At 65.5% G+C, this 19,138-nt stretch carries 17 protein-coding genes; 10 read left to right on the top strand and 7 right to left on the bottom strand.

Features of this window, described 5'->3' with window-relative positions; translation table 11 throughout:
* The first annotated feature begins 18 nt into the window (after positions 1 to 18).
* On the top strand, positions 19 to 675 hold the full coding sequence (gene msrA / locus ACKTEK_RS00495; protein WP_409163284.1) for a peptide-methionine (S)-S-oxide reductase MsrA: 657 nt from the start codon (positions 19 to 21) through the stop codon (positions 673 to 675).
* A gap of 5 nt (positions 676 to 680) precedes the next feature.
* Here the strand turns inward: msrA and ACKTEK_RS00490 are convergent, their stop codons facing one another.
* Together ACKTEK_RS00490 and mepA are read right to left on the bottom strand one after the other, a co-directional pair.
* Positions 681 to 1,154, bottom strand: coding sequence for a hypothetical protein (locus ACKTEK_RS00490; protein WP_409163283.1), 474 nt, complete (start codon positions 1,152 to 1,154; stop codon positions 681 to 683).
* Between the two features lie 130 nt (positions 1,155 to 1,284).
* Positions 1,285 to 2,262, bottom strand: coding sequence for a penicillin-insensitive murein endopeptidase (gene mepA / locus ACKTEK_RS00485; protein WP_409163282.1), 978 nt, complete (start codon positions 2,260 to 2,262; stop codon positions 1,285 to 1,287).
* A 235-nt stretch (positions 2,263 to 2,497) separates the two neighbouring features.
* Between mepA and ACKTEK_RS00480 the strand changes: the two genes are divergently transcribed.
* A complete protein-coding gene (locus ACKTEK_RS00480; protein ID WP_409163281.1) occupies positions 2,498 to 2,929 on the top strand; it encodes a L,D-transpeptidase in 432 nt (143 codons plus the stop codon).
* Positions 2,930 to 3,130: 201 nt separating this feature from the next.
* On the top strand, positions 3,131 to 3,604 hold the full coding sequence (locus tag ACKTEK_RS00475) for a YtoQ family protein (protein WP_409163280.1): 474 nt from the start codon (positions 3,131 to 3,133) through the stop codon (positions 3,602 to 3,604).
* Here ACKTEK_RS00475 and ACKTEK_RS00470 read toward each other — a convergent pair.
* Together ACKTEK_RS00470 and lepA are read right to left on the bottom strand one after the other, a co-directional pair.
* The gene (locus ACKTEK_RS00470; RefSeq protein WP_409163279.1) at positions 3,553 to 5,448 is read right to left on the bottom strand and encodes a GGDEF domain-containing protein; all 1,896 of its coding nucleotides are present in this window, start codon (positions 5,446 to 5,448) and stop codon (positions 3,553 to 3,555) included. The two genes, ACKTEK_RS00475 and ACKTEK_RS00470, sit on opposite strands and share 52 nt — an antisense overlap.
* A 108-nt stretch (positions 5,449 to 5,556) precedes the next feature.
* On the bottom strand, positions 5,557 to 7,356 hold the full coding sequence (gene lepA / locus ACKTEK_RS00465; RefSeq protein WP_409163278.1) for a translation elongation factor 4: 1,800 nt from the start codon (positions 7,354 to 7,356) through the stop codon (positions 5,557 to 5,559).
* Between the two features lie 115 nt (positions 7,357 to 7,471).
* Here lepA and ACKTEK_RS00460 point away from each other — a divergent pair, with 115 nt between their 5' ends.
* Complete coding sequence (locus tag ACKTEK_RS00460; protein ID WP_409163277.1) at positions 7,472 to 9,124, top strand: tetratricopeptide repeat protein; 1,653 nt, start codon at positions 7,472 to 7,474, stop codon at positions 9,122 to 9,124.
* A 28-nt stretch (positions 9,125 to 9,152) separates the two neighbouring features.
* On the opposite strand, the gene ACKTEK_RS00455 is transcribed toward ACKTEK_RS00460, so the two are convergent.
* The 3 genes from ACKTEK_RS00455 to ACKTEK_RS00445 form a co-directional block, all read right to left on the bottom strand.
* Positions 9,153 to 10,667 carry a gamma-glutamyltransferase gene (locus tag ACKTEK_RS00455; protein WP_409163276.1) on the bottom strand — a complete coding sequence of 505 codons (1,515 nt, stop codon included), beginning with the start codon at positions 10,665 to 10,667 and terminating at the stop codon, positions 9,153 to 9,155.
* 19 nt (positions 10,668 to 10,686) lie between these two features.
* Positions 10,687 to 12,297: a phosphoenolpyruvate carboxykinase gene (locus tag ACKTEK_RS00450; protein WP_409164857.1), complete on the bottom strand. Its 1,611-nt coding sequence runs from the start codon at positions 12,295 to 12,297 to the stop codon at positions 10,687 to 10,689.
* 187 nt (positions 12,298 to 12,484) lie between these two features.
* On the bottom strand, positions 12,485 to 13,255 hold the full coding sequence (locus ACKTEK_RS00445; protein WP_409163275.1) for a HugZ family protein: 771 nt from the start codon (positions 13,253 to 13,255) through the stop codon (positions 12,485 to 12,487).
* Between the two features lie 256 nt (positions 13,256 to 13,511).
* On the opposite strand from ACKTEK_RS00445, the gene ACKTEK_RS00440 reads away from it, so the two are divergent.
* The 6 genes from ACKTEK_RS00440 to ahcY all read left to right on the top strand — a co-directional run bounded on the left by ACKTEK_RS00440 (position 13,512) and on the right by ahcY (position 18,911).
* Positions 13,512 to 14,210 carry a response regulator transcription factor gene (locus ACKTEK_RS00440; RefSeq protein WP_409163274.1) on the top strand — a complete coding sequence of 233 codons (699 nt, stop codon included), beginning with the start codon at positions 13,512 to 13,514 and terminating at the stop codon, positions 14,208 to 14,210.
* 26 nt (positions 14,211 to 14,236) lie between these two features.
* Positions 14,237 to 16,012 carry a stimulus-sensing domain-containing protein gene (locus ACKTEK_RS00435; RefSeq protein WP_409163273.1) on the top strand — a complete coding sequence of 592 codons (1,776 nt, stop codon included), beginning with the start codon at positions 14,237 to 14,239 and terminating at the stop codon, positions 16,010 to 16,012.
* A complete protein-coding gene (locus ACKTEK_RS00430; RefSeq protein WP_409163272.1) occupies positions 16,009 to 16,485 on the top strand; it encodes an HPr kinase/phosphorylase in 477 nt (158 codons plus the stop codon). Before ACKTEK_RS00435 ends, ACKTEK_RS00430 begins: the two co-directional genes overlap by 4 nt.
* A gap of 140 nt (positions 16,486 to 16,625) precedes the next feature.
* The gene (locus tag ACKTEK_RS00425; protein ID WP_409163271.1) at positions 16,626 to 17,027 is read left to right on the top strand and encodes a PTS sugar transporter subunit IIA; all 402 of its coding nucleotides are present in this window, start codon (positions 16,626 to 16,628) and stop codon (positions 17,025 to 17,027) included.
* A 1-nt stretch (position 17,028) separates the two neighbouring features.
* A complete protein-coding gene (locus ACKTEK_RS00420; protein WP_409163270.1) occupies positions 17,029 to 17,355 on the top strand; it encodes an HPr family phosphocarrier protein in 327 nt (108 codons plus the stop codon).
* A gap of 101 nt (positions 17,356 to 17,456) precedes the next feature.
* On the top strand, positions 17,457 to 18,911 hold the full coding sequence (ahcY, locus tag ACKTEK_RS00415) for an adenosylhomocysteinase (protein ID WP_409163269.1): 1,455 nt from the start codon (positions 17,457 to 17,459) through the stop codon (positions 18,909 to 18,911).
* Positions 18,912 to 19,138: the final 227 nt, after the last annotated feature.

Raw genomic sequence — 19,138 nt, 5'->3', positions numbered from 1 at the left:
AACGAAAGGTGCCGAGAGATGTTCTTTCTACGCAAATCCGTGACCATGCCGTCCGCAGCCGATGCGCTGCCGGGACGCGACACGCCGATCCAGACGGCAATCGACCATTTCGTTCTGGGGACCCCGATAAAGGGTCCGTACCCCGAAGGCGCCAAGCAGGTGATCTTCGGCCTCGGCTGCTTCTGGGGGGCCGAGCGCGTCTTCTGGAAGATGGACGGCGTCTTCACCACCGCGGTTGGTTACGCCGCAGGCCACACACCGAACCCCTCCTATGAAGAAGTCTGCAGCGGCCAGACCGGGCACAACGAGGTCGTGCTCGTCGTCTACGAGCCTGAGAAAGTGTCGCTGGAGGCGCTTCTTTCCACGTTCTGGGAAAGCCATGACCCCACGCAGGGCATGCGCCAAGGCAACGACGTGGGCACGCAGTACCGCTCCGGCATCTATCTGGACGACCGGGCGGACATCGCGCAGGCGGAAGCCTCGCGCAAGGCCTACCAGTCGCGCCTGAACGATGCGGGCTACGGCACCATCACCACCGAAATCCAACCGGCGCCGACGGTCTATTTCGCGGAGGCCTATCACCAGCAGTATCTCGCCAAGAATCCGGGCGGCTATTGCGGGCTCGGCGGAACGGGCGTCACCTGCCCCACCGGCGTTCTCGACGCAGCCTCCTGAGGCTTCTACTCGGTGACGGCCGGCTCGATCGTGCCGCGCAGACCCTGCACGGTTGATGGTGACGGCGTCTCCGTCATGTCGGCAATGACCTTGCGTGCGGCGTGCGCGGCAGGCGTTGGCCGGCTGATGCTGCCGGTCGCAACCGGGCTGCCGTCGGCGCCGTAGGCGACCACTGTGTCGAACTTCACCGGCGGGTTGGCCAGCGCCAGCTCGATGAGCGCGACGCGGCGCTCGGTTTCCAACGCGTTCTCGCCCTCGTCTTCGCCTTCAATGTCGGCGAGCCCCGCGAAGACGTGCTTCTCGACCACGGGTCCAAGGCTGGGCGCGGTGACGACCATGATGGCCGCAAACACGGCCATGGCCGCCGTGGTGGTGAGGGAGGACGTCAGGTCCGACTGTCCGGAAATGGCGCGCTGTTCGTAGAACTCGGCGCGCGCGCGATCGAGGCCGTCAGCGGCCTCCGCTTCGATACGCGACATACTCAACTCCAACTCGATACTTCGCGGCGATACACCCGCATGCGAAAACCCATCCGCATGGCCGCGTTAGGGAAGTATCCACCACGCGCGCTAATGGCGGATTAACGCTGATCGCGCAGGTTCCTGACCTTTAGCGAACCGGGCGCCGTCGCGGCGAGGGAACGTTGCCGATCGACGAGGGATCACCGCTTCCGCCGGTGATCGTCGCGGCGCTGACGCCGCCGCCGCCGACCTGCAGGACCGTGCCGCAATCGCGCGGCAGCGACGACATGGTTATCGGGGGCTTGGGCTTGCGCTTGGGCGCGTCGGCGGGCGGTGGCTGGAACCACAGGTCGAGTTCGCGTCCGCACCCATCGCCGGGGGGCGGCGGGCTCTGGTCCTGGCAACCTTCGGAATTGGGCGGGCAATTCAGCCGGACGTGGAAGTGGTAGTGGTGGCCGCCCCAGGGGCGGATCTTGCGCAGGAAGCTGCGGTCCGACCACTGGATATCGCAGAGCGCGCGCTTGATGCCGGGATTGATGAAGATCCGCGCGACTTCCGGGTAGCTCGCTGCCCGCGCCAGCAGCTTTGCGTGCTGCATGGTGAAGATGGACGGATCGACCTCCATCTTGCCGTTCTTGAGCATGGATACCGCGCTGATGTCCTCGCGCTCCTGCCGCGTGAGTTCGCGGTCGGGCATGGGCGTCAGCCAGATATCGGCATCAAGACCGATCTGGTGGGAGTTGTGGCCCGACAGCATCGGCCCGCCGCGCGGCTGGGCGAGATCGCCCACCAGAAGCCCGGACCAGTCGCCGCTGCTGACCGCGTCGCGCGCGAAGCGCTCGAGGTAGTCGATCAGCGCGGGGTGGCCCCAATTGCGGTTGCGCGACAAGCGCATGGCCTGCCAGTACTGGCCGGTGACCGGAAGCGGCTGCGCGCCGGCGAGGCACCCGCGCGCATAGGACCCGATGGACCGCGCCGCGAGATTGGCCGGCTGGGAGACCTTGCCGAACAGCTGCTTGGCCGGCCGCTCGGCTTGCGCCTCGCCGGCGGCAAGGCCCAGCGCGAGACAGGCCAGCGCCGCCACCAAAAGCCGCCGCAGGGCCGTAAAACGCGAAGAATTCCACATCGGGTCGTTACCTCCCCTCGCACCGGCGCATCCGTCGAATCGCCATTCAATCTTTACCATGGCGCGGATTGCGGCGTGAATCCGGGTGTTGGCGCCACCATCTCGGGCTTTACACAACGGCAAGTGCGACGGATGATGTTTTTCGTGGCGGCTGAGGCCGGTGTATTCTAGGGCAAAAGCCCAAAAAGGGAGGGGCGGCATCGTGCCGGCCCGCTTTGACCTACGAGGCAATACCATGCGTATCATGGCTCTCCTGATTGCCGGTCTTGTGGCCGGATTCCTGACACTGCAAAGCGCCCCGGCGGAAGCCGGTGTCGTGGCTCAGATCGACATCTCCCAGCAGAACATGCGCGTCTATGTGAACGGACGCCACAAGTACACGTGGAAGGTTTCCACCGGGCGGCGCGGCTACGGCACGCCCACGGGTTCGTATTCCATCAAGCGGATGCACCGCACCTACTACTCCAAGAAGTATCACGGCGCGGCCATGCCGCATTCGCTGTTCTTCCGGGGCGGCTATGCGGTCCACGGCACCAGCTACGTGCGCCAGCTTGGCCGTCCGGCCAGCCATGGTTGCGTTCGCCTGCACCCCTCCAACGCACGCACGCTGTTCAACCTGGTGCGCGCGCATGGTGCCGGCTCCTCGCGGGTCGTGCTGAAGCGCTGAACCGGGACGCTCCCGACATACGACCTGCCCCGGCGGACGCCGCCCGGGCAGCCCTTTCCCGGCCGCGCCCTTGCCGCGTCCCATCGCGCCCAAGCGGTTGCTCTTGCGCGTTGCGGGACCTATTCCCTGTACAGGCTGGATTGATCGCGGCTTGCGGACCAGATCGTCCGTAACAGCCATGCGGCACGAAAGGATCACACCATGAAGACCTGGAACATCTACCTGTCAGGGGAAATCCACACCGACTGGCGCGACGAGATCAAGGCCGGTGCGTCCGGGCTGCCGGTTGCGTTTTCCGCACCCGTAACCGACCACGATGCCAGCGACGATTGCGGCGTCGTCATCATGGGTGCTGAGAGCGACAAGTTCTGGCATGACCACAAGGGTGCCAAGCTGAACGCCATCCGCACGCGCACGCTGATCGAGGAAGCCGACATCGTCGTCGTGCGCTTCGGCGAGAAGTACAAGCAGTGGAATGCCGCCTTCGATGCCGGCATGGCAGCGGCGCTCGGCAAGGCGCTGATCATCGTGCACGGCGCCGACCACCAGCACGCGCTGAAGGAAGTCGACGCGGCCGCGCTGGCTGTCTGCAGCGAGCCTTCGCAGGTGGCCCAGATCCTGACTTACGTGATCGAGGGCCAGTTGCCGACGGCAACGCGCGCCGCCGCCGAGTAGTCAACCCGTCCGGAAATGCCGGTTCCGGCGGTTGTCTCGCCGGGCCGGTACTTGCGCACAACGACGCCGCCGGGGTCCTGCTTCGCCTTTTGCTTGACCATGGCGATCTGGCGGCTGAGGGCATCGGTGTCGTCCACCGTCACGCCCTGGGGCATGTGCAGGAGGGAGACGGAACATGTCAGCAGGCGAAAGCGGCGGGAGTTCCCGTCCCGGTCGCGCGCCAGCACGAAGCCCTGCCTGCGGTGGTGCGGCTCGTAGAAGCTCTCCGCTTCAGCCGAGAAGTTGCGCCGGAATTCCTCGGCCCGCATGACCAACGCATCCACGTCTTCACCGCGAACGCCGATGAAGAAGTCGTCGCCGCCGACGTGGCCGAGGAACGCACCCGGCTGCGCCATGTCGCGCTTGATGAGTTCCGACAGGAGGATCAGCGCGCGGTCGCCGATGCGGAAGCCATAGGTGTCGTTGAACGGCTTGAAGCTGTCGATGTCCACATAACAGAAGAACCGGTCCTGCGTGTCGTCGCGCATGGCGGTCGCGGCATAGGCGTTGATGCTGGCATTGCCCGGCAGCTTGGACAGCGGGTTCATGTCCACGGCGGCGCGCACGCGCATCTCGTTGGCGATGTCGAGCAGGGCCGCGGTCGACAGAAAGCCGCAATAAAGCCCGCCGCAGGTGATGATGAGGCCGTCGTCGAGGCCGTCGGTCGTCAGGTCGATCAGTCGGTCGAGCCGCGCGTTCACATCCGCCGTCGGGCACCAGCCCACGTAGCGCTTGATGGAATTGACGAAGGTTCGGTTGCGCAGCAGATCGCGGCCGAAGGGCGTGTAGAGGAATGCCTTGAAGTCGCGCTCGCGCACGATGCCGACCGGCTCGGAGCGGGTGTTCAGGACCGGGATGACCGACTGGCCAGAATTGACGAAGATTCCGAGCGCATCGTCGATGGTGGCGTCTTCCTGAAGCGTCGCGACCTTGTCGAACTTGGCCTGGACCAGCTCGGCATCGGCGCTGGTACGCCCGGCCCGGCGTTCGCCGTTGCCGGTGATCGTGGCATAGGTGCGCGGCAGCAGGTCGAGGTCCAGTTCCGGCTTGGCGAGCAGGTAGCCCTGCACGAGGTCACAGCCGACCTCCCGGCACGAATGCAATTCCTCCACCGTCTCCACGCCTTCGGCGACGATGCGCATGCCCATGACGTGAGCAAGGTCGACGAGGCTCGCCACGAAGAGACGCTTCTTTGCGTCCTTCTGGATGGAGGAAATGAAGAAGCGGTCTATCTTGAGGATGTGCGGGGAATACTCGTAGAGCAGCCGAAGCTGCGAGTAGCCCTGGCCGAAATCATCCAGCGCGAAGGGGAAGCCCAGGGTGCGCGCGCTGGTAATGAAATGGTCGATGGCCTCGGCGCTGGCCGTGTTGCTCTGCTCGGTCACCTCGATGCAGAAATTCGACGGGGCAAGCCCGTGACGCATCAGCAGCGCGGCGGTTTCAGCGAGCAGGGAATTGTCGCGCTCTATGAGCCGTCCGTCGATGTTGAAGAACAGCTTCAGCTCGGCGGCGTCGGGGACTGCCAGGAATTTCTCGATGGCCTTGGCGCGCAGCACGAGTTCGAGCCGCGCGAGGCAGCCGATCTCGTCGGCCTTGTCGAACACCTCGTGGGGCGTCTCGCAGTCGAGCGCCTCCACGTTGCGCAGAAGCGCCTCGTAAGCGTAGGTCTTGCCGGTCGAGATATCGGCAATCGGCTGCAACGCGTATTGCAGCTCGCTTGCGGCACGGTTCATGAACAGATTGGGATTGCGCAGCGTGCGCCATTCCCACTCCATTTCACCGTCGTGGAGTTCGTTGGGACTCAAAGTCAGACTGCCTGCCTGGGGACATTCGGCGGCAAGACTATGTGTCAAATCTCTAAGATTCGTTTCCCCAACGGCTGAAACTCTGGAAATACGTAGCGGAAAGCGGCGTCAATCGCTCATTTTCAGCGCAGAAATGAAGGCATCCTGCGGGATTTCGACCTTGCCGAACTGCCGCATCTTCTTCTTGCCTTCCTTCTGCTTGTCCAGAAGCTTGCGCTTACGCGTCGCATCGCCGCCGTAGCACTTGGCGGTGACGTCCTTGCGCAGGGCCGCGATCGTCTCGCGCGCGATGACCTTGCCGCCGATGGCCGCCTGGATCGGGATCTTGAACAGGTGGCGCGGGATGAGCTCCTTGAGCTTCCCGCACATGGCGCGGCCACGGCGCTCGGCCTGCGAGCGGTGAACCATCATCGACAGCGCATCGACCGGCTCGGCGTTGACGAGAACCTGCATCTTCACGAGGTCGCCCGTCCGGTAGCCGGTGATCTGGTAGTCGAACGAGGCGTACCCGCGCGAGACCGACTTCAGCCGATCGTAAAAGTCGAACACGACCTCGTTGAGCGGCAGGTCATAGGTCAGCATGGCGCGTGCGCCGGCATAGGTGAGTTCAACCTGGATGCCGCGGCGCTCCTCGCACAGCTTCAGGATCGCGCCGAGATGGTCGTCCGGCGTCATGATGGTGGCGCGGATCCACGGCTCCTCGACCTCGGCGATCTTCACCACGTCCGGCATGTCGGCCGGGTTGTGCAGCTCGACCACATCGCCGTTGTTCATTTTGAGGTGGTAGACCACCGAGGGTGCCGTCGCGATCAGGTCGAGATCGAACTCGCGCTCCAGCCGCTCCTGGATGATTTCCAGGTGCAGAAGCCCGAGGAAGCCGCAGCGGAAGCCGAAGCCCAGCGCGGCGGAGGTTTCCATCTCGAAGGAGAAGCTGGCGTCGTTGAGGCGCAGCTTGCCCATGGCGGCGCGCAGGTCCTCGAAGTCGGCAGCGTCCACCGGGAAGATGCCGCAGAAGACCACCGGCTGCGACGGGCGGAAGCCCGGCAGCGGCGTCTCGGCGCGGCGCTTTTCCTCGGTGATGGTGTCGCCGACATTGGTATCGGCGACTTCCTTGATCGAGCCGGTGAGGAAGCCCAGCTCGCCGGGCCCGAGTTCGCCCCAGTCCACCAGCTTCGGCGTGAAGATGCCGACCTTGTCCACGTCGTGGATCGCGCCGGTGCGCATCATGCGCACCTTCATGCCCTTCTTGAGCACGCCGTCCACGATTCGCACGAGCACGACAACGCCGAGATACGCGTCGTACCAGCTGTCCACTAGCATGGCCTTGAGCGGCGCGTCACGCTCGCCCTTGGGCGGCGGCAGGCGCTTGACGATGGCTTCCAGAACGTCCGGCACACCGAGGCCGGTCTTGGCGGAGATTTCGACCGCCTCGGACGCGTCGAGGCCGATCACGTCCTCAATCTGCGCCTTGATGCGCTCCGGCTCGGCAGCAGGCAGATCCACCTTGTTGAGGACTGAGACGATCTCGTGATCGTTCTCGATGGCCTGGTAGACGTTGGCGAGCGTCTGCGCTTCCACGCCCTGGCTGGCGTCCACCACCAGCAGCGAGCCTTCACAGGCTGCCAGCGAACGGTTCACCTCATAGGCGAAGTCGACGTGGCCGGGGGTGTCGATCAGGTTCAGGATGTAGCGCTTGCCGTCCTTGGCATCGTAGTGCAGGCGCACGGTCTGCGCCTTGATGGTGATGCCGCGCTCGCGCTCGATATCCATGGAATCGAGCACCTGCTCCTTCATCTCACGCTCGCTCAGTCCGCCGGTCATCTGGATGAGCCGGTCGGCGAGCGTGGATTTGCCGTGGTCGATATGGGCGACGATCGCAAAGTTGCGGATCAGGGAAAGGTCTGTCATGGCGCGCTAGATAGCACCGGTTTCGCGGGGCGGGAAGATGCCGGATGCGCGCAGGCGCGCGGGAATTGACGGCCCAGCCACCCGCACCCATCCTGAAGCCCGAGGAGGCGAATCGGTGGTGCTGGATTCTGGCCGTTTTCCGCGACTTGTGACGCGGCTGCGCGACAGCGCGGCGGTTTGCGCCCTGCTGGCTGCAATGCTGGCGGCCGGCGCTCCGGCAACTTTCGCCCAGCAAAAGATCCCCGCGCCGCGCATGACGGAGCGCGCAAAGGCGATTTCGCGCGAAAGCGCGCCGGCCAACATGATCGAGCGCGCGCGGCAACTTGCCGACACGGCCATCGCGCAGCGCGGGCCGGAGCGGCTGTCCGGGCTGCGCGCCGCGCTCGACACCCTCATCGACATCGTCGAACAGCATCCCGCCAGCGACATCGCCGTGCAGCTTCGCAACGGACGGCACGTCGGCGGGCTGTCCATCGTTGACCTGAGCGTGCTGATCGACGGACTTGCCGACGATGCCCCTCTGAGCGACCGGCAGGCTTCCATCATTGCCGACATGCGCGAACGCGCCGCCCGCGACGATCCACCGGAACAGATAGCCGAAGCCGACGACAGCATGGTGACCGGCTCGGTGAAGTTCGCGCCGATGGAAGAGGGCTACACCGACTACGAGGTGCCGTCCGGTCCCAACGCGGAAGTCGCGCCGGCCATCTCGGCGGAAGAGGCAATTGCCGCCTGCGACCGGCTGGCGGCGAGCCCCAACGATGCTGGCCGCACCGCAGATGGAATCTGGCAGACGGTGATGGACGCCGATGCGGCGGCGCTCGTGTGCACGCAGGCGGTGAAGGCCGCGCCCACAGAAGGCCGTCTGCGCTTCCAGCTAGGGCGCGCGCTCTACCGGCAGAACAAGTACGAGAGTGCGGCCCTGCAATTCGGCCAGGCCGCCGCCAACGGCCACGTCCCGGCGCAGGCGCAGCTGGGCCTCATGCTGATCGCCGGTGAGGGCACCGACCGGGACGCGGCGAAGGGTTTCGCGCTGGTGGAAGCCGCCGCCGCGCGACAGGACCCGTTCTCCATCGCCATGCTTGGCGAACTGACCATGCGCGGGATCGCCACCGCGCGGGACGAGTCCGAGGCCAAGACCCTGTTCCACAAGGCGGCGGCGCTTGGCAGCCCCATCGGGATGCAGCGGCTCGGCGAAACGCTGTCCGCGCAGAACGGCGGCGCTGAGGTCGATGCCGATGCGCTTGACTGGCTCAACAAGGCGGTGAGCGCCGGTGCGCCGACGGCGCATTACACCATCGGCACGTTCCACCGGGACGGGCGGGTGGTGGAGAAAAACCCGTCGACCGCGCTGTCGCATTTCCGGTTGGCAGCGATGGCGGGTGACGCTCGTGCGCTCTACGAGGTCGGCGCGTCGTATCTCAACGGGCGCGGCGTGCAGGCCGACCAGCGCGAGGGAGTCTCGTGGATGCGGCGCGCGGCAGAGGCCGGCATGACCGACAGCTACTATTCGCTGGCTTATGCACACGCTTTCGGGCGCGGGGCGGACCGCAACCCGCAACAGGCGGCGCGCTACATGTTTCTGTCGCTGAAGGCCAACAGCGAGACGGCGCGCGCACAGATGACGCGCAACCACACGCAATGGCCGCCGGACATGCGCGAGGCGCTGCAGCAGATGATGACCGACAGCGGCGTCTACAAGAGTTCGGTGGACGGGAATTTCGGTCCGGCAACCATTCGCGCCATCGCGGAACTCGCGCACCAGTGACCAGCAACCTCCAGCCGAAATTCCTGGCCTAGCCGACCGTAAGCCCTGCGCCCTCGCGCCGTGCATCGCCCGCCGCATCGATTTGCCCGCTCGGCAGGCAGGCGGCAGCATGCACTCCGCCGAAATAGAGGCTCGGTTCGGCCCATGCGCGATGCTCCTCGAAGGCGCGCACGAGTTCGTCGCGCTCCTCTTCCTCGAAAAGCTGCTCGATCAGGATGTCCTCGAAATCGAGGAAGCCGCGCTCGATGTGCATGCGCGGGGCGGCAACGGCATCGCCGAGCGGCAACTCCCGCAAGCCAATATTCGCCAGCACCTGCAGAATGGCCGTGCGGATGCGGTTCGACCCGCCGGAACCGACAGCCAGCGTTCCGCCGGTGCGCCACGTCCCAACGCTCGGCGCCATCATGGAAGACAGCCGCTCGCCCGGCTCCCACGCGTGGAAGCCGCGCGGGTTCACGTCTTCCTCGCCCAGCATGTTGTTGATCATGAAGCCGCAGCCGGGAACGATGCGCCCGTTGCCCTCGCCGTTCGATACGGTGACGGCGACGGCCTCGCCGCGGTCATCGGCAACGGACACATGCGTGGTACCGCGCTGGGTCACATGCCCGCGGGATGATGCCATGCCAAGCAACCGGCCCGCGTCCTGCGGGGCCTGCCGCCAGAAGCGGTCCACCTCGTCGATGGCGCGCGCGACGGCCATTGCAAAGGAGCCGCCGCTTTCGCGCGACAGCACCCGCGCCATGGCGGCGATCAGCGCGCCGCCGAGTGCCGGTGGCGGATTGGTCCAGACCTTCAGCGGCCCGAGACGCAGTTCCACCGGCGCGCGCCAGCATGGCTTGAAGCTTTCCAGATCGGCGCGGCGCAGGTGACCGTTGAAGGCCTCCGACTGCTCAGCCATCAGGGCTGCGATCTCGCCGTGGGTCGCAAGCCTGCTGCCCTCGCGCGACAGGGCATCGAGCGTGTCGGCAAGCTGCGGGTTGGCCATGGTCTCGCCGGCAGCGAATGTCTTGCCGTCGTCGGCGCCGAACAGGGCGGCAGCTTGCGGCGTGAATGTCAGGATCGGCGAGACGACGGCGAACAGCTTCGCCTGAAAGGCTGAAACCTTCACGCCTTCGCGCGCGGCGATGATGGCGGGTTCGGCAAGCACGCGCATGGGCGTGCGGCCGTAGCGTTCGTGCAGCGCGAAGAGACCGGGCACGAAACCCGGAACTGCGCTCGCACCAGCCCCGACATGGAAAGCCTGCGTCGTGGTGCCGAAATCGGCGAGCACTTCGCTGAATTCGATGGACCCTTCGGGCTGCTTCCTGCCCGGCGCATCGACGAAGAAATCGAGAATTTCGGCCCGGCCACGGCCCATGACGGTGGCGAATCCGCCACCGCCAGGAGACGCCAGCACGGGCTCGCAGACGCACGCCATCCACAAGGCTGCGATGGCCGCGTCGGCGGCGCTGCCGCCGTCGAGCAGAATCTGCTGGGCTGCGCCAGCGGTCGCCGCATGTCCGGCCGCAACGCTTGCACGCGGCCTGGCCGACCGCGCGCTCATGTCACAAACCGGGTTGCCTTCATTCGGCGGCTATACGCAAGCCCGGCGCTGCGCTCAAGACCTTGCCGTCCACGTGGTCAGCGAAGCGCTTGAAGTTGTCGTTGAACATGCGGGCCAGCGACATCGCCTGGTGGTCGTAGGCGGACTTGTCGTCCCACGTCTCGCGCGGGTTGAGGATCGCCTGGTCGACGCCTTCGACCTGCAGCGGCACCTCGAAGCCGAAGATCGGGTCGCGGCGCATCTCGGCGTCACGCAGGTCGCCGTCGAGCGCGGCGGACAGCAGCGCGCGGGTCGCCGAGATCGGCATGCGCGAACCGACGCCGTGCGGGCCGCCGGTCCAGCCGGTGTTCACCAGCCAGCAGTCGACGCCGTGCTTGTCGATGAGGTCGCGCAGCAGGTCGCCATACACACTGGGGTGGCGCGGCATGAACGGTGCACCGAAGCAGGTGGAGAAGGTCGCCTGCGGCTCGGTCACGCCCTTTTCTGTCCCTGCCACCTTGGCAGTGTAGCCCGACAGGAAGTGGTACATGGCCTGGCTCGGGTCGAGCTTGGCGATCGGCGGCATCACGCCGAAGGCATCGCAGGTCAGCATGACGACGGCGGTCGGCTGGCCGGCGCGGCCGGTGAGGCTTGCATTCGGGATCGCCTCGATCGGATAGGCAACGCGGGCGTTCTCGGTGAGGGTCGCATCATCGAAGTCCGGCATGCGGGTGCGCTCGTCGATGACGACGTTTTCCATCACGGATCCGAAACGCTCCGTCGCGCCGAAGATGGCCGGTTCCGCCTCGCGCGACAGGCGAATCGTCTTGGCGTAGCAGCCGCCTTCGAAGTTGAAGATGCCGTTCTCGCTCCAGCCGTGCTCGTCGTCACCGATGAGCGTGCGGGCGGGATCGGCGGACAGCGTCGTCTTGCCGGTGCCCGACAGGCCGAAGAAGACGGCGACGCGGCCATCGTCGGCGGCATTGGCCGAGCAGTGCATCGGCATGACGCCCTTGGTCGGCAGCACGTAGTTGAGCGCGCCGAAGACGGACTTCTTCATCTCGCCCGCATAGGACGAACCGCCGACGAGCACGATGCCGCGCTCAAGGTCACAGGCGATGACCGTCTCGGAGCGGCACTCGTGGCGCTCGGGGTCGGCGCGGAAGCTCGGCAGGTCGATGATGGTGATCTCCGGCACGAAATCGGCCAGCGCGTCGATCTCCGGGCGGATCAGCATGTAGCGGATGAACAGGGCGTGCCATGCGAACTCGCAGAAGACGCGCACCTTCACGCGGTGTTCCGGGTCGGCACCGCCATAGAGGTCCTGCGCCAGCATGTCCTTGCCCTTGGCGTGTTCGAGCATGTCGGCGTGCAGGCGGTCGAAGGCTTCCGCACTGATGGCCTTGTTGTTGTCCCACCAGATCTGGTCTTCGGTGCCGGAGGTGCGCACGAGGAACTTGTCCTGCGCGGAGCGGCCCGTATGCGCGCCGGTTTCGGCGCAGACTGCGCCATGTGCGGTGAGCTTCGCTTCACCGCGCGCCACGGCCTTTTCCACCAGAACCGGTGCAAGGTCGTTCCAGGCCAGCGAACCAAGGTCGGAAAGGCCGAATTTGTCGGCCCCGTGGGCTTCGTTATGGATACCGGTTTCCACCTGCACGTTTGCGTTCACGCCACATCTCCCCTGATGTCGAACTGCCCGTCGTGCGGCGTTTGCCGCGATTGTTTGAGTTTGCGGGCCTTGCGGATTCCTCCCGGACCCAAGAAACGGGCCGGCTTTTCAGGGCGCGGACCCTAAGCCGAAATCCATATCTCCGGCAATAAGCAGTTATGCCGAAACGTCATAAATCGTTAACTTTTGCACGGGCGTCCTCGGCCATCTTCTTGAGAACCATGCGCAGCACCTGCGGCGAGGTGACGGTTCGGGGATAGGAAATGCGCTCCAATGCCATTCCCCGGCGAAGCGTCAGGCCGGTCATGTCGCTGGCAACGCAGGTGAAGCCGTCGCCCTGCGCACCCGCCAGAACCTGCGCATAGAGTTGCAGCGCGTCGGCGTGGTCCTCGTTCATGTGGGCGACGGCACCGGCCTCGGCTTCAGCCAGGTCACCGGCCCCGGACGTGTCGTCGAGCATGTCAGCGGGTTCGAGATCGACGATGCGCCCGAAGCCCGCCACGAGATGCCCCGCATCGATCGCCACCCGGTAGAACGAGAAATCCTTGAAGCGGGAATAGAAGCGCGCATCCGGGTGGTGGCGCAGGTAGCGCTCGGCAACGGCCTCGTCGTCGGTGGCGGCAATCGTGCCCGTCAACGACACGCGCGGGCGCGTCATCGGGTCGGCGCTGCCGTCATCGTCGGTGCGCGCATCCAGCAACAATGACACACGGGCGTCGGCCGCGATGTTTTCCGTGTGGCGGGCGAGGGTGGACAGCAGCAGGATCGGCGATCCGTCGAAATCCGGCGCGACCGCGGACATCGAGGCATAGGGTGCACCACCGTCGCGGCTCAGGGTCGCGAGCGTGCCGACCAGCGTTGCCCGCAGCAGGTGGCGGGCGGCTGCGGAGGCATCAAACTCGGGTTCTGCGGGCTGTCCGGCTTGCCGTGCGTCCGTCATGGGCTACCTTCGTCCTTGTACAGTTGTTTCAGATTTCGGCCCGTTCCCGTTCGCGACGGGGGACGGGGCGTGACCGTGCGTCATAATTCTGCCGCAGCGCAGGGTGAATTGCGCTGGTTCATGCGGTATTCAGGCAGGCAGGTTTATTCCTGCTTCAGGTAACAACGCTCCTGCCCGCTTTCGGGCCGCCTCTCAACAGCTGGCGTTCCGCAGGACGGGTGAAAAGAACATTCCTTGAAGAGATTCATAAACCGCCATGCCCACAATTGCCCTTGTCGATGACGACCGCAACATCCTGACCTCCGTTTCCATTGCTCTGGAATCGGAAGGTTACCGTGTCCAGACCTATGCCGACGGCGCCTCCGCACTGGACGGGCTGAAGTCCAGCCCGCCGGACCTTGCCGTGTTCGACATCAAGATGCCGCGCATGGACGGGATGGAGCTGCTGCGACGGTTGCGGCAAAGCTCGGAACTGCCGGTGATCTTCCTCACCTCCAAGGATGAGGAAATCGACGAGCTGTTCGGCCTGAAGATGGGCGCGGACGATTTCATCCGCAAACCGTTCTCTCAGCGCCTTCTGGTGGAACGCGTGAAGGCCGTGCTGCGCCGTGCCCAGCCGCGCGACAGCGCCGCGCCGCGCACCGATGCGGCCCGCGTGCTGGAACGCGGCTCGCTGCTGATGGACCCGGAACGCCACACCTGCACCTGGGACGGGAAGAACGTGACGCTGACCGTCACCGAGTTCCTGATCCTTGAATCGCTGGCCCAGCGCCCCGGCGTCGTGAAGAGCCGCAATGCGCTGATGGATGCAGCCTATGATGACCAGGTCTACGTGGATGACCGCACCATCGACAGCCACATCAAGCGCCTGCGCAAGAAGTTCCGCGCCGTCGACGGGACGTTCGACATGATCGAGACGCTTTATGGGGTAGGATACCGGTTCAAGGAGGCCTGACCTCCTGCCGCAACCCGCGAGACTGCATGGCGATAGAGACTGACACGCGCTGGCCGACTCGGGCCGCGCCGGACAAGCCGGAGACGAAATCCGGCACGTCCGAAAAGCGCGCAAACAAGGCTGCGCGGCTGCTTCGGCCGCTGCGCGGCCTCGGCCATATCGTCTCCTCCAGCCTCACCCGCCGCATCGTTTTCCTCAACCTCGCCGCCATGCTGGCGCTGGTGTGGGGCATTCTCTACCTCAACCAGTTCCGCGAAGGCCTGATCGAGGCGCGCGTCGAGAGCCTGCTCATCCAGGGCGAGATCATCGGTGCGGCAATTGCCTCCTCGGCGACGGTCAGCACCGATTCCATCGTGCTCGACCCGGAACGGCTGCTGGAACTGGAAGCCGGCGAGAGCCTCGTGCCGAGTGAACCGGATTCGCTCGACTTCCCGATCAACCCGGAAGACGTCGCGCCGATCCTGCGAAGGCTGATCTCGCCGACCAAGACGCGGGCGCGGATCTATGACCGCGAAGGCATCCTGATCCTCGACTCCCGGCATCTTTACTCGCGCGGGCAGATCCTGCGTTTCGACCTGCCGCCGCCGCAGACCGAGGCCGACGGCTGGTATGGCTGGTTCAGCGCCAAGGTGCGGCGTTGGCTGCAGCGCGCGGACCTGCCGGTCTACGAGGAACTCGGCCCCATGGAGGGGATGCAGTATCCGGAAGTCGCGGCGGCCTTGAGCGGCACCTCGGAGAGCATCGTCCGGGTGAACGCCGACGGGGCGCTGATCGTCTCGGTCGCGGTGCCTGTGCAGCGCTTCCGCGCGGTGCATGGCGCGCTGCTGCTGTCCACGCAGGGCGGCGACATCGATGCGATCGTCCATGCCGAGCGGCTTGCCATCGTGAAGATTTTCATGATCGCCGCCGGCGTCGCGCTGGTGCTGTCGATCCTGCTGGCGCAGACCATCGCCGGCCCGGTGCGCCGGCTGGCAGCGGCTGCGGAACGGGTGCGCGTCGGCGTGAAGTCGCGAACGGAGATTCCGGATTTCACCGTCCGCCAGGACGAGATCGGCCACCTGTCCGGCGCGCTGCGCGACATGACCAACGCGCTCTACATGCGCATGGAAGCCATCGAGCGGTTTGCCGCCGACGTGGCGCACGAGATCAAGAACCCGCTGACGTCGCTGCGCAGCGCAGTGGAGACGCTGCCGCTTGCCAAGAAGCCGGAAGACCGCAAGCGGTTGCTTGAAATCGTCAAGCACGATGTCGGTCGTCTCGACCGGCTCATCAGCGACATCTCCGATGCCTCGCGGCTGGACTCCGAGCTTGCCAAGGCCGATGCACGCCCGCTCGACGTGGAATCGCTTCTGCACGCGGTCGTGTCCATGAGCAACGAGATGCGCGCCGACGAGCATTCCATGATCGAGTTCGACATTCGCGACCAGGACCGGCCGCTGGTGATCCTCGGGCATGACAGCCGGCTGGGGCAGGTCTTCCACAACCTCATCGACAACGCGAAGTCATTCAGCGACCCCAATGAGCCGATCCGCATCTCGACGGCATCCGACAAGCGCTGGATCGAACTGCGCGTTGACGATACCGGGCCGGGCATTCCGACCGAAAATCTCGAGCGCATCTTCGAGCGCTTCTACACCGACCGTGGCGAGGACTCGCCGTTTGGCCAGAATTCCGGGCTCGGCCTCTCCATCTCGCGCCAGATTGTGGAAGGCCACGGCGGAACGCTGCACGCCGAGAACCGCTTCGACGCGGACGGCGAGCGGGCTGGTGCGCGCTTCGTGGTCCGGCTGCCGCGCGCGTGAACGACCAGGCGACGATCCATGCCTGCTGCGTCGTGATCGCGACCGAGGGTGTCCTCATTCGCGGGCCATCGGGCAGCGGCAAGACCGCGCTGGCGCTGGCGCTCATCGCGACATCAACCGACACGACACAGGCCCGGCTCGTCAGCGACGACCGCACCGTGCTGAGTGTTTGCAACGGCGTGCTGCTTGCCACCGCACCCCCGCCGACGGCCGGACTGGTGGAGGTTCGCGGGCTTGGTGTCGGGCAGCTCAGCGCCCTGCCCGCTGCGCGCATTTCACTCGTCGTCGATTTCGTTCAGCCGGAAGAAAGCCCGCGCTTGCCGGAAGACGATCAAGCCGTCACGAGCATTGAAGGGATCACGGTCCCCCGCGTGCTGCTGCGTGCCGGGGACAGCGCTTCGATGCAGGCGGAACGGGTGCGCATCGCACTGACCCGATCGACGGCTGGAATCGTACTGGCTGTGGATGTCTGACGCGCCAAGGTGTCTCGCCGGGTCCGCGCGCTTGAAGTTTCGGTTTCTTGCTGTTCAAGTGCACGGTCACGAACTCAACCGATCCGCCGCCGGCTTCCGCCCCTGGCGACATGGCGCAGCAAAAGAGTGCAATTGTTGAAATGATTGGTCTCGTCGTCGTTACCCACGGGCTGCTGGCGCGCGAATTCCGGGCCGCGGTCGAACACATCGTCGGCCCGCAGGATGCGTTCGAGACGATCTCCATCGGACCGGATGACGACGTGGAGCAGCGGCGCAGCGAAATCCTCGATGCGATTTCCAAGGTCAATGACGGCGACGGCGTCGTCGTGCTCACCGACATGTTCGGCGGCACGCCCTCCAACCTCGCCATCTCGATCATGGAGAGCGCGCCGGTGGAGGTGCTGGCCGGCGTCAACCTGCCGATGCTGGTGAAGCTTGTCAGCGTTCGCTCCGACATGAACCTCAACGACGCGGTGCGCGCCGCAAGCGAAGCCGGGCGCAAGTACATCAGCGTCGCCAGCGAAATCCTGTCAGGCAAGTAGCTTGAGCGAGGACGCCGAAAAGGTCTTCGAGGACCCTCAGGCCGTTTCGCAGTCTGCCACCATCTGCAACGACAAAGGCCTTCATGCGCGCGCGTCCGCCAAGTTCGTGCGCATGGCCGAGCAGTTCGATGCGGAGGTCGCCGTGCGGCGCGAAGGGGCCGTTGTCGGCGGCACGTCGATCATGGGCCTGATGATGCTCGCGGCCGCCAAGGGCTGCGAAGTCGAGGTCGCGGCGAGCGGCGAGGAAGCCGGCACCGCCCTGCAAAGCCTGATCGAACTGATCGAGCAGGGATTTGGCGAAATCGAGGATCTTCCGCCGAAGGGCTGACGCGCCGCGTTCCGATCTATATAAAGATATGTTTATAAATCTATTGAACGTTGTCGCCAGTGCTGCTACGCGCCGGGGCAGATGATCTCCGGCGCGCGCGGATGCGTACTGGAACCGCTGAGACGAAGCGGTATTTTTCACGAAAGGGCAGACCTGTGAGCGCAGACAAGGACCACGTGGTGGCCGACCTCTCCCTGGCGGACTGGGGTCGCACGGAAATCGAAATCGCCGAGACCGAGATGCCGGGCCTCATGGCCACGCGCGAGGAATATGCCTCGGCACAACCGCTGAAGGGCGCGCGCGTCGCAGGCTCCCTGCACATGACCATCCAGACGGCGGTGCTGATCGAGACGCTGCAGGCGCTGGGCGCGGACGTGCGCTGGGCCTCGTGCAACATCTACTCGACGCAGGACCATGCGGCGGCCGCCATCGCCGCCGCCGGCACGCCGGTCTTCGCCTTCAAGGGCGAGACGCTGCAGGAATACTGGGACCTCGCCGACAAGATCTTCGAATGGCCGAACGGCGAGACCGCCAACATGATCCTCGATGACGGTGGCGACGCGACGCTGCTGATCCTGCTCGGCGCGGACGCCGAGAAGGACCCGAGCGTCCTCGACAACCCGTCGAACGAGGAAGAAGAGGCGTTGTTCGCGACCATCAAGAAGCGCCTGGAGAAGAACCCGGGCTGGTATTCGAAGGTGAAGGCCAACATCAAGGGCGTCACCGAGGAGACCACCACCGGCGTCCTGCGCCTCTACCAGCGGCAGAAGGCAGGCACCCTGCCCTTCCCGGCGATCAACGTGAACGACTCCGTCACCAAGTCGAAGTTCGACAACAAGTACGGCTGCAAGGAATCGCTGGTCGACGGCATCCGCCGCGGCACCGACGTGATGATGGCCGGCAAGGTCGCGCTCGTCGCCGGTTACGGCGACGTCGGCAAGGGCTCGGCCCAGTCGCTCAAGGGTGCGGGCGCACGCGTCATGGTCACCGAGGTCGACCCGATCTGCGCCCTGCAGGCGGCCATGGACGGCTTCGAGGTGGTGACCATGGATGAAGGCGCACCGCGCGCCGACATCGTCATCACCGCGACCGGCAACAAGGACGTGCTGACGCTCGATCACATGCGCAAGCTCAAGGACATGGCGATCGTCGGCAACATCGGCCACTTCGACAACGAGATCCAGGTCGAGTCCCTGCGCAACCTCAGCTGGAAGAACGTGAAGGACCAGGTCGACATGATCACCTTCGCGGACGGCAAGCGCATGATCCTGCTGAGCCAGGGCCGCCTGCTGAATCTCGGCAACGCGACCGGCCACCCGAGCTTCGTCATGTCGGCGTCCTTCACCAACCAGACGCTGGCGCAGATCGAGCTGTGGACGAAGGGCGAGGAGTACGAGAACAAGGTCTACGTGCTGCCCAAACATCTCGACGAGAAGGTCGCGGCGCTGCACCTGGCCAAGGTCGGCGCCCAGCTTTCCGAGCTTTCCAAGGAACAGGCCGACTATATCGGCGTGCCGGTGACCGGCCCGTTCAAGTCGGACCACTATCGCTACTAGGCGACCCTGCCAGCGGGAAATTGCCGCGCGGATGCATCGGACTCCATTTGTTCCGGTGGGCAGCCGCGCGGCAACCGGCTAAAGTTTTCGAATCATCCGGCCTGAGCTGAAGCGGGCCGACAGGCGCGGCGAGCCGCCCTGCGCACGGATACCGGGCCAAGTTGCCCGTGCCGGGCGCTTTGTTGATTCTGAGTTTTCGGTTGTGGCGTGCGGGTCTGGGCGGTCGG

Origin of the sequence: Tepidamorphus sp. 3E244 (assembly GCF_046159835.1) — a bacterium.
In the GTDB taxonomy this organism is placed as follows: Bacteria; Pseudomonadota; Alphaproteobacteria; order Rhizobiales; family Tepidamorphaceae; genus JACKJK01.
The sequence above is the reverse complement of the archived record's forward strand: the minus strand, read 5'-3'. Positions and strand labels throughout refer to the sequence as shown.

Bases quoted from the DNA above. Each gene is read 5' to 3' on its own strand.
- msrA (WP_409163284.1), top strand. From the start codon at position 19: ATGTTCTTTCTACGCAAATCCGTGACCATGCCGTCCGCAGCCGATGCG.
- ACKTEK_RS00490 (WP_409163283.1), bottom strand. From the start codon at position 1,154: ATGTCGCGTATCGAAGCGGAGGCCGCTGACGGCCTCGATCGCGCGCGC.
- mepA (WP_409163282.1), bottom strand. From the start codon at position 2,262: ATGTGGAATTCTTCGCGTTTTACGGCCCTGCGGCGGCTTTTGGTGGCG.
- ACKTEK_RS00480 (WP_409163281.1), top strand. From the start codon at position 2,498: ATGCGTATCATGGCTCTCCTGATTGCCGGTCTTGTGGCCGGATTCCTG.
- ACKTEK_RS00475 (WP_409163280.1), top strand. From the start codon at position 3,131: ATGAAGACCTGGAACATCTACCTGTCAGGGGAAATCCACACCGACTGG.
- lepA (WP_409163278.1), bottom strand. From the start codon at position 7,356: ATGACAGACCTTTCCCTGATCCGCAACTTTGCGATCGTCGCCCATATC.
- ACKTEK_RS00455 (WP_409163276.1), bottom strand. From the start codon at position 10,667: ATGAGCGCGCGGTCGGCCAGGCCGCGTGCAAGCGTTGCGGCCGGACAT.
- ACKTEK_RS00445 (WP_409163275.1), bottom strand. From the start codon at position 13,255: ATGACGGACGCACGGCAAGCCGGACAGCCCGCAGAACCCGAGTTTGAT.
- ACKTEK_RS00440 (WP_409163274.1), top strand. From the start codon at position 13,512: ATGCCCACAATTGCCCTTGTCGATGACGACCGCAACATCCTGACCTCC.
- ACKTEK_RS00435 (WP_409163273.1), top strand. From the start codon at position 14,237: ATGGCGATAGAGACTGACACGCGCTGGCCGACTCGGGCCGCGCCGGAC.
- ACKTEK_RS00425 (WP_409163271.1), top strand. From the start codon at position 16,626: ATGATTGGTCTCGTCGTCGTTACCCACGGGCTGCTGGCGCGCGAATTC.
- ahcY (WP_409163269.1), top strand. From the start codon at position 17,457: ATGCGTACTGGAACCGCTGAGACGAAGCGGTATTTTTCACGAAAGGGC.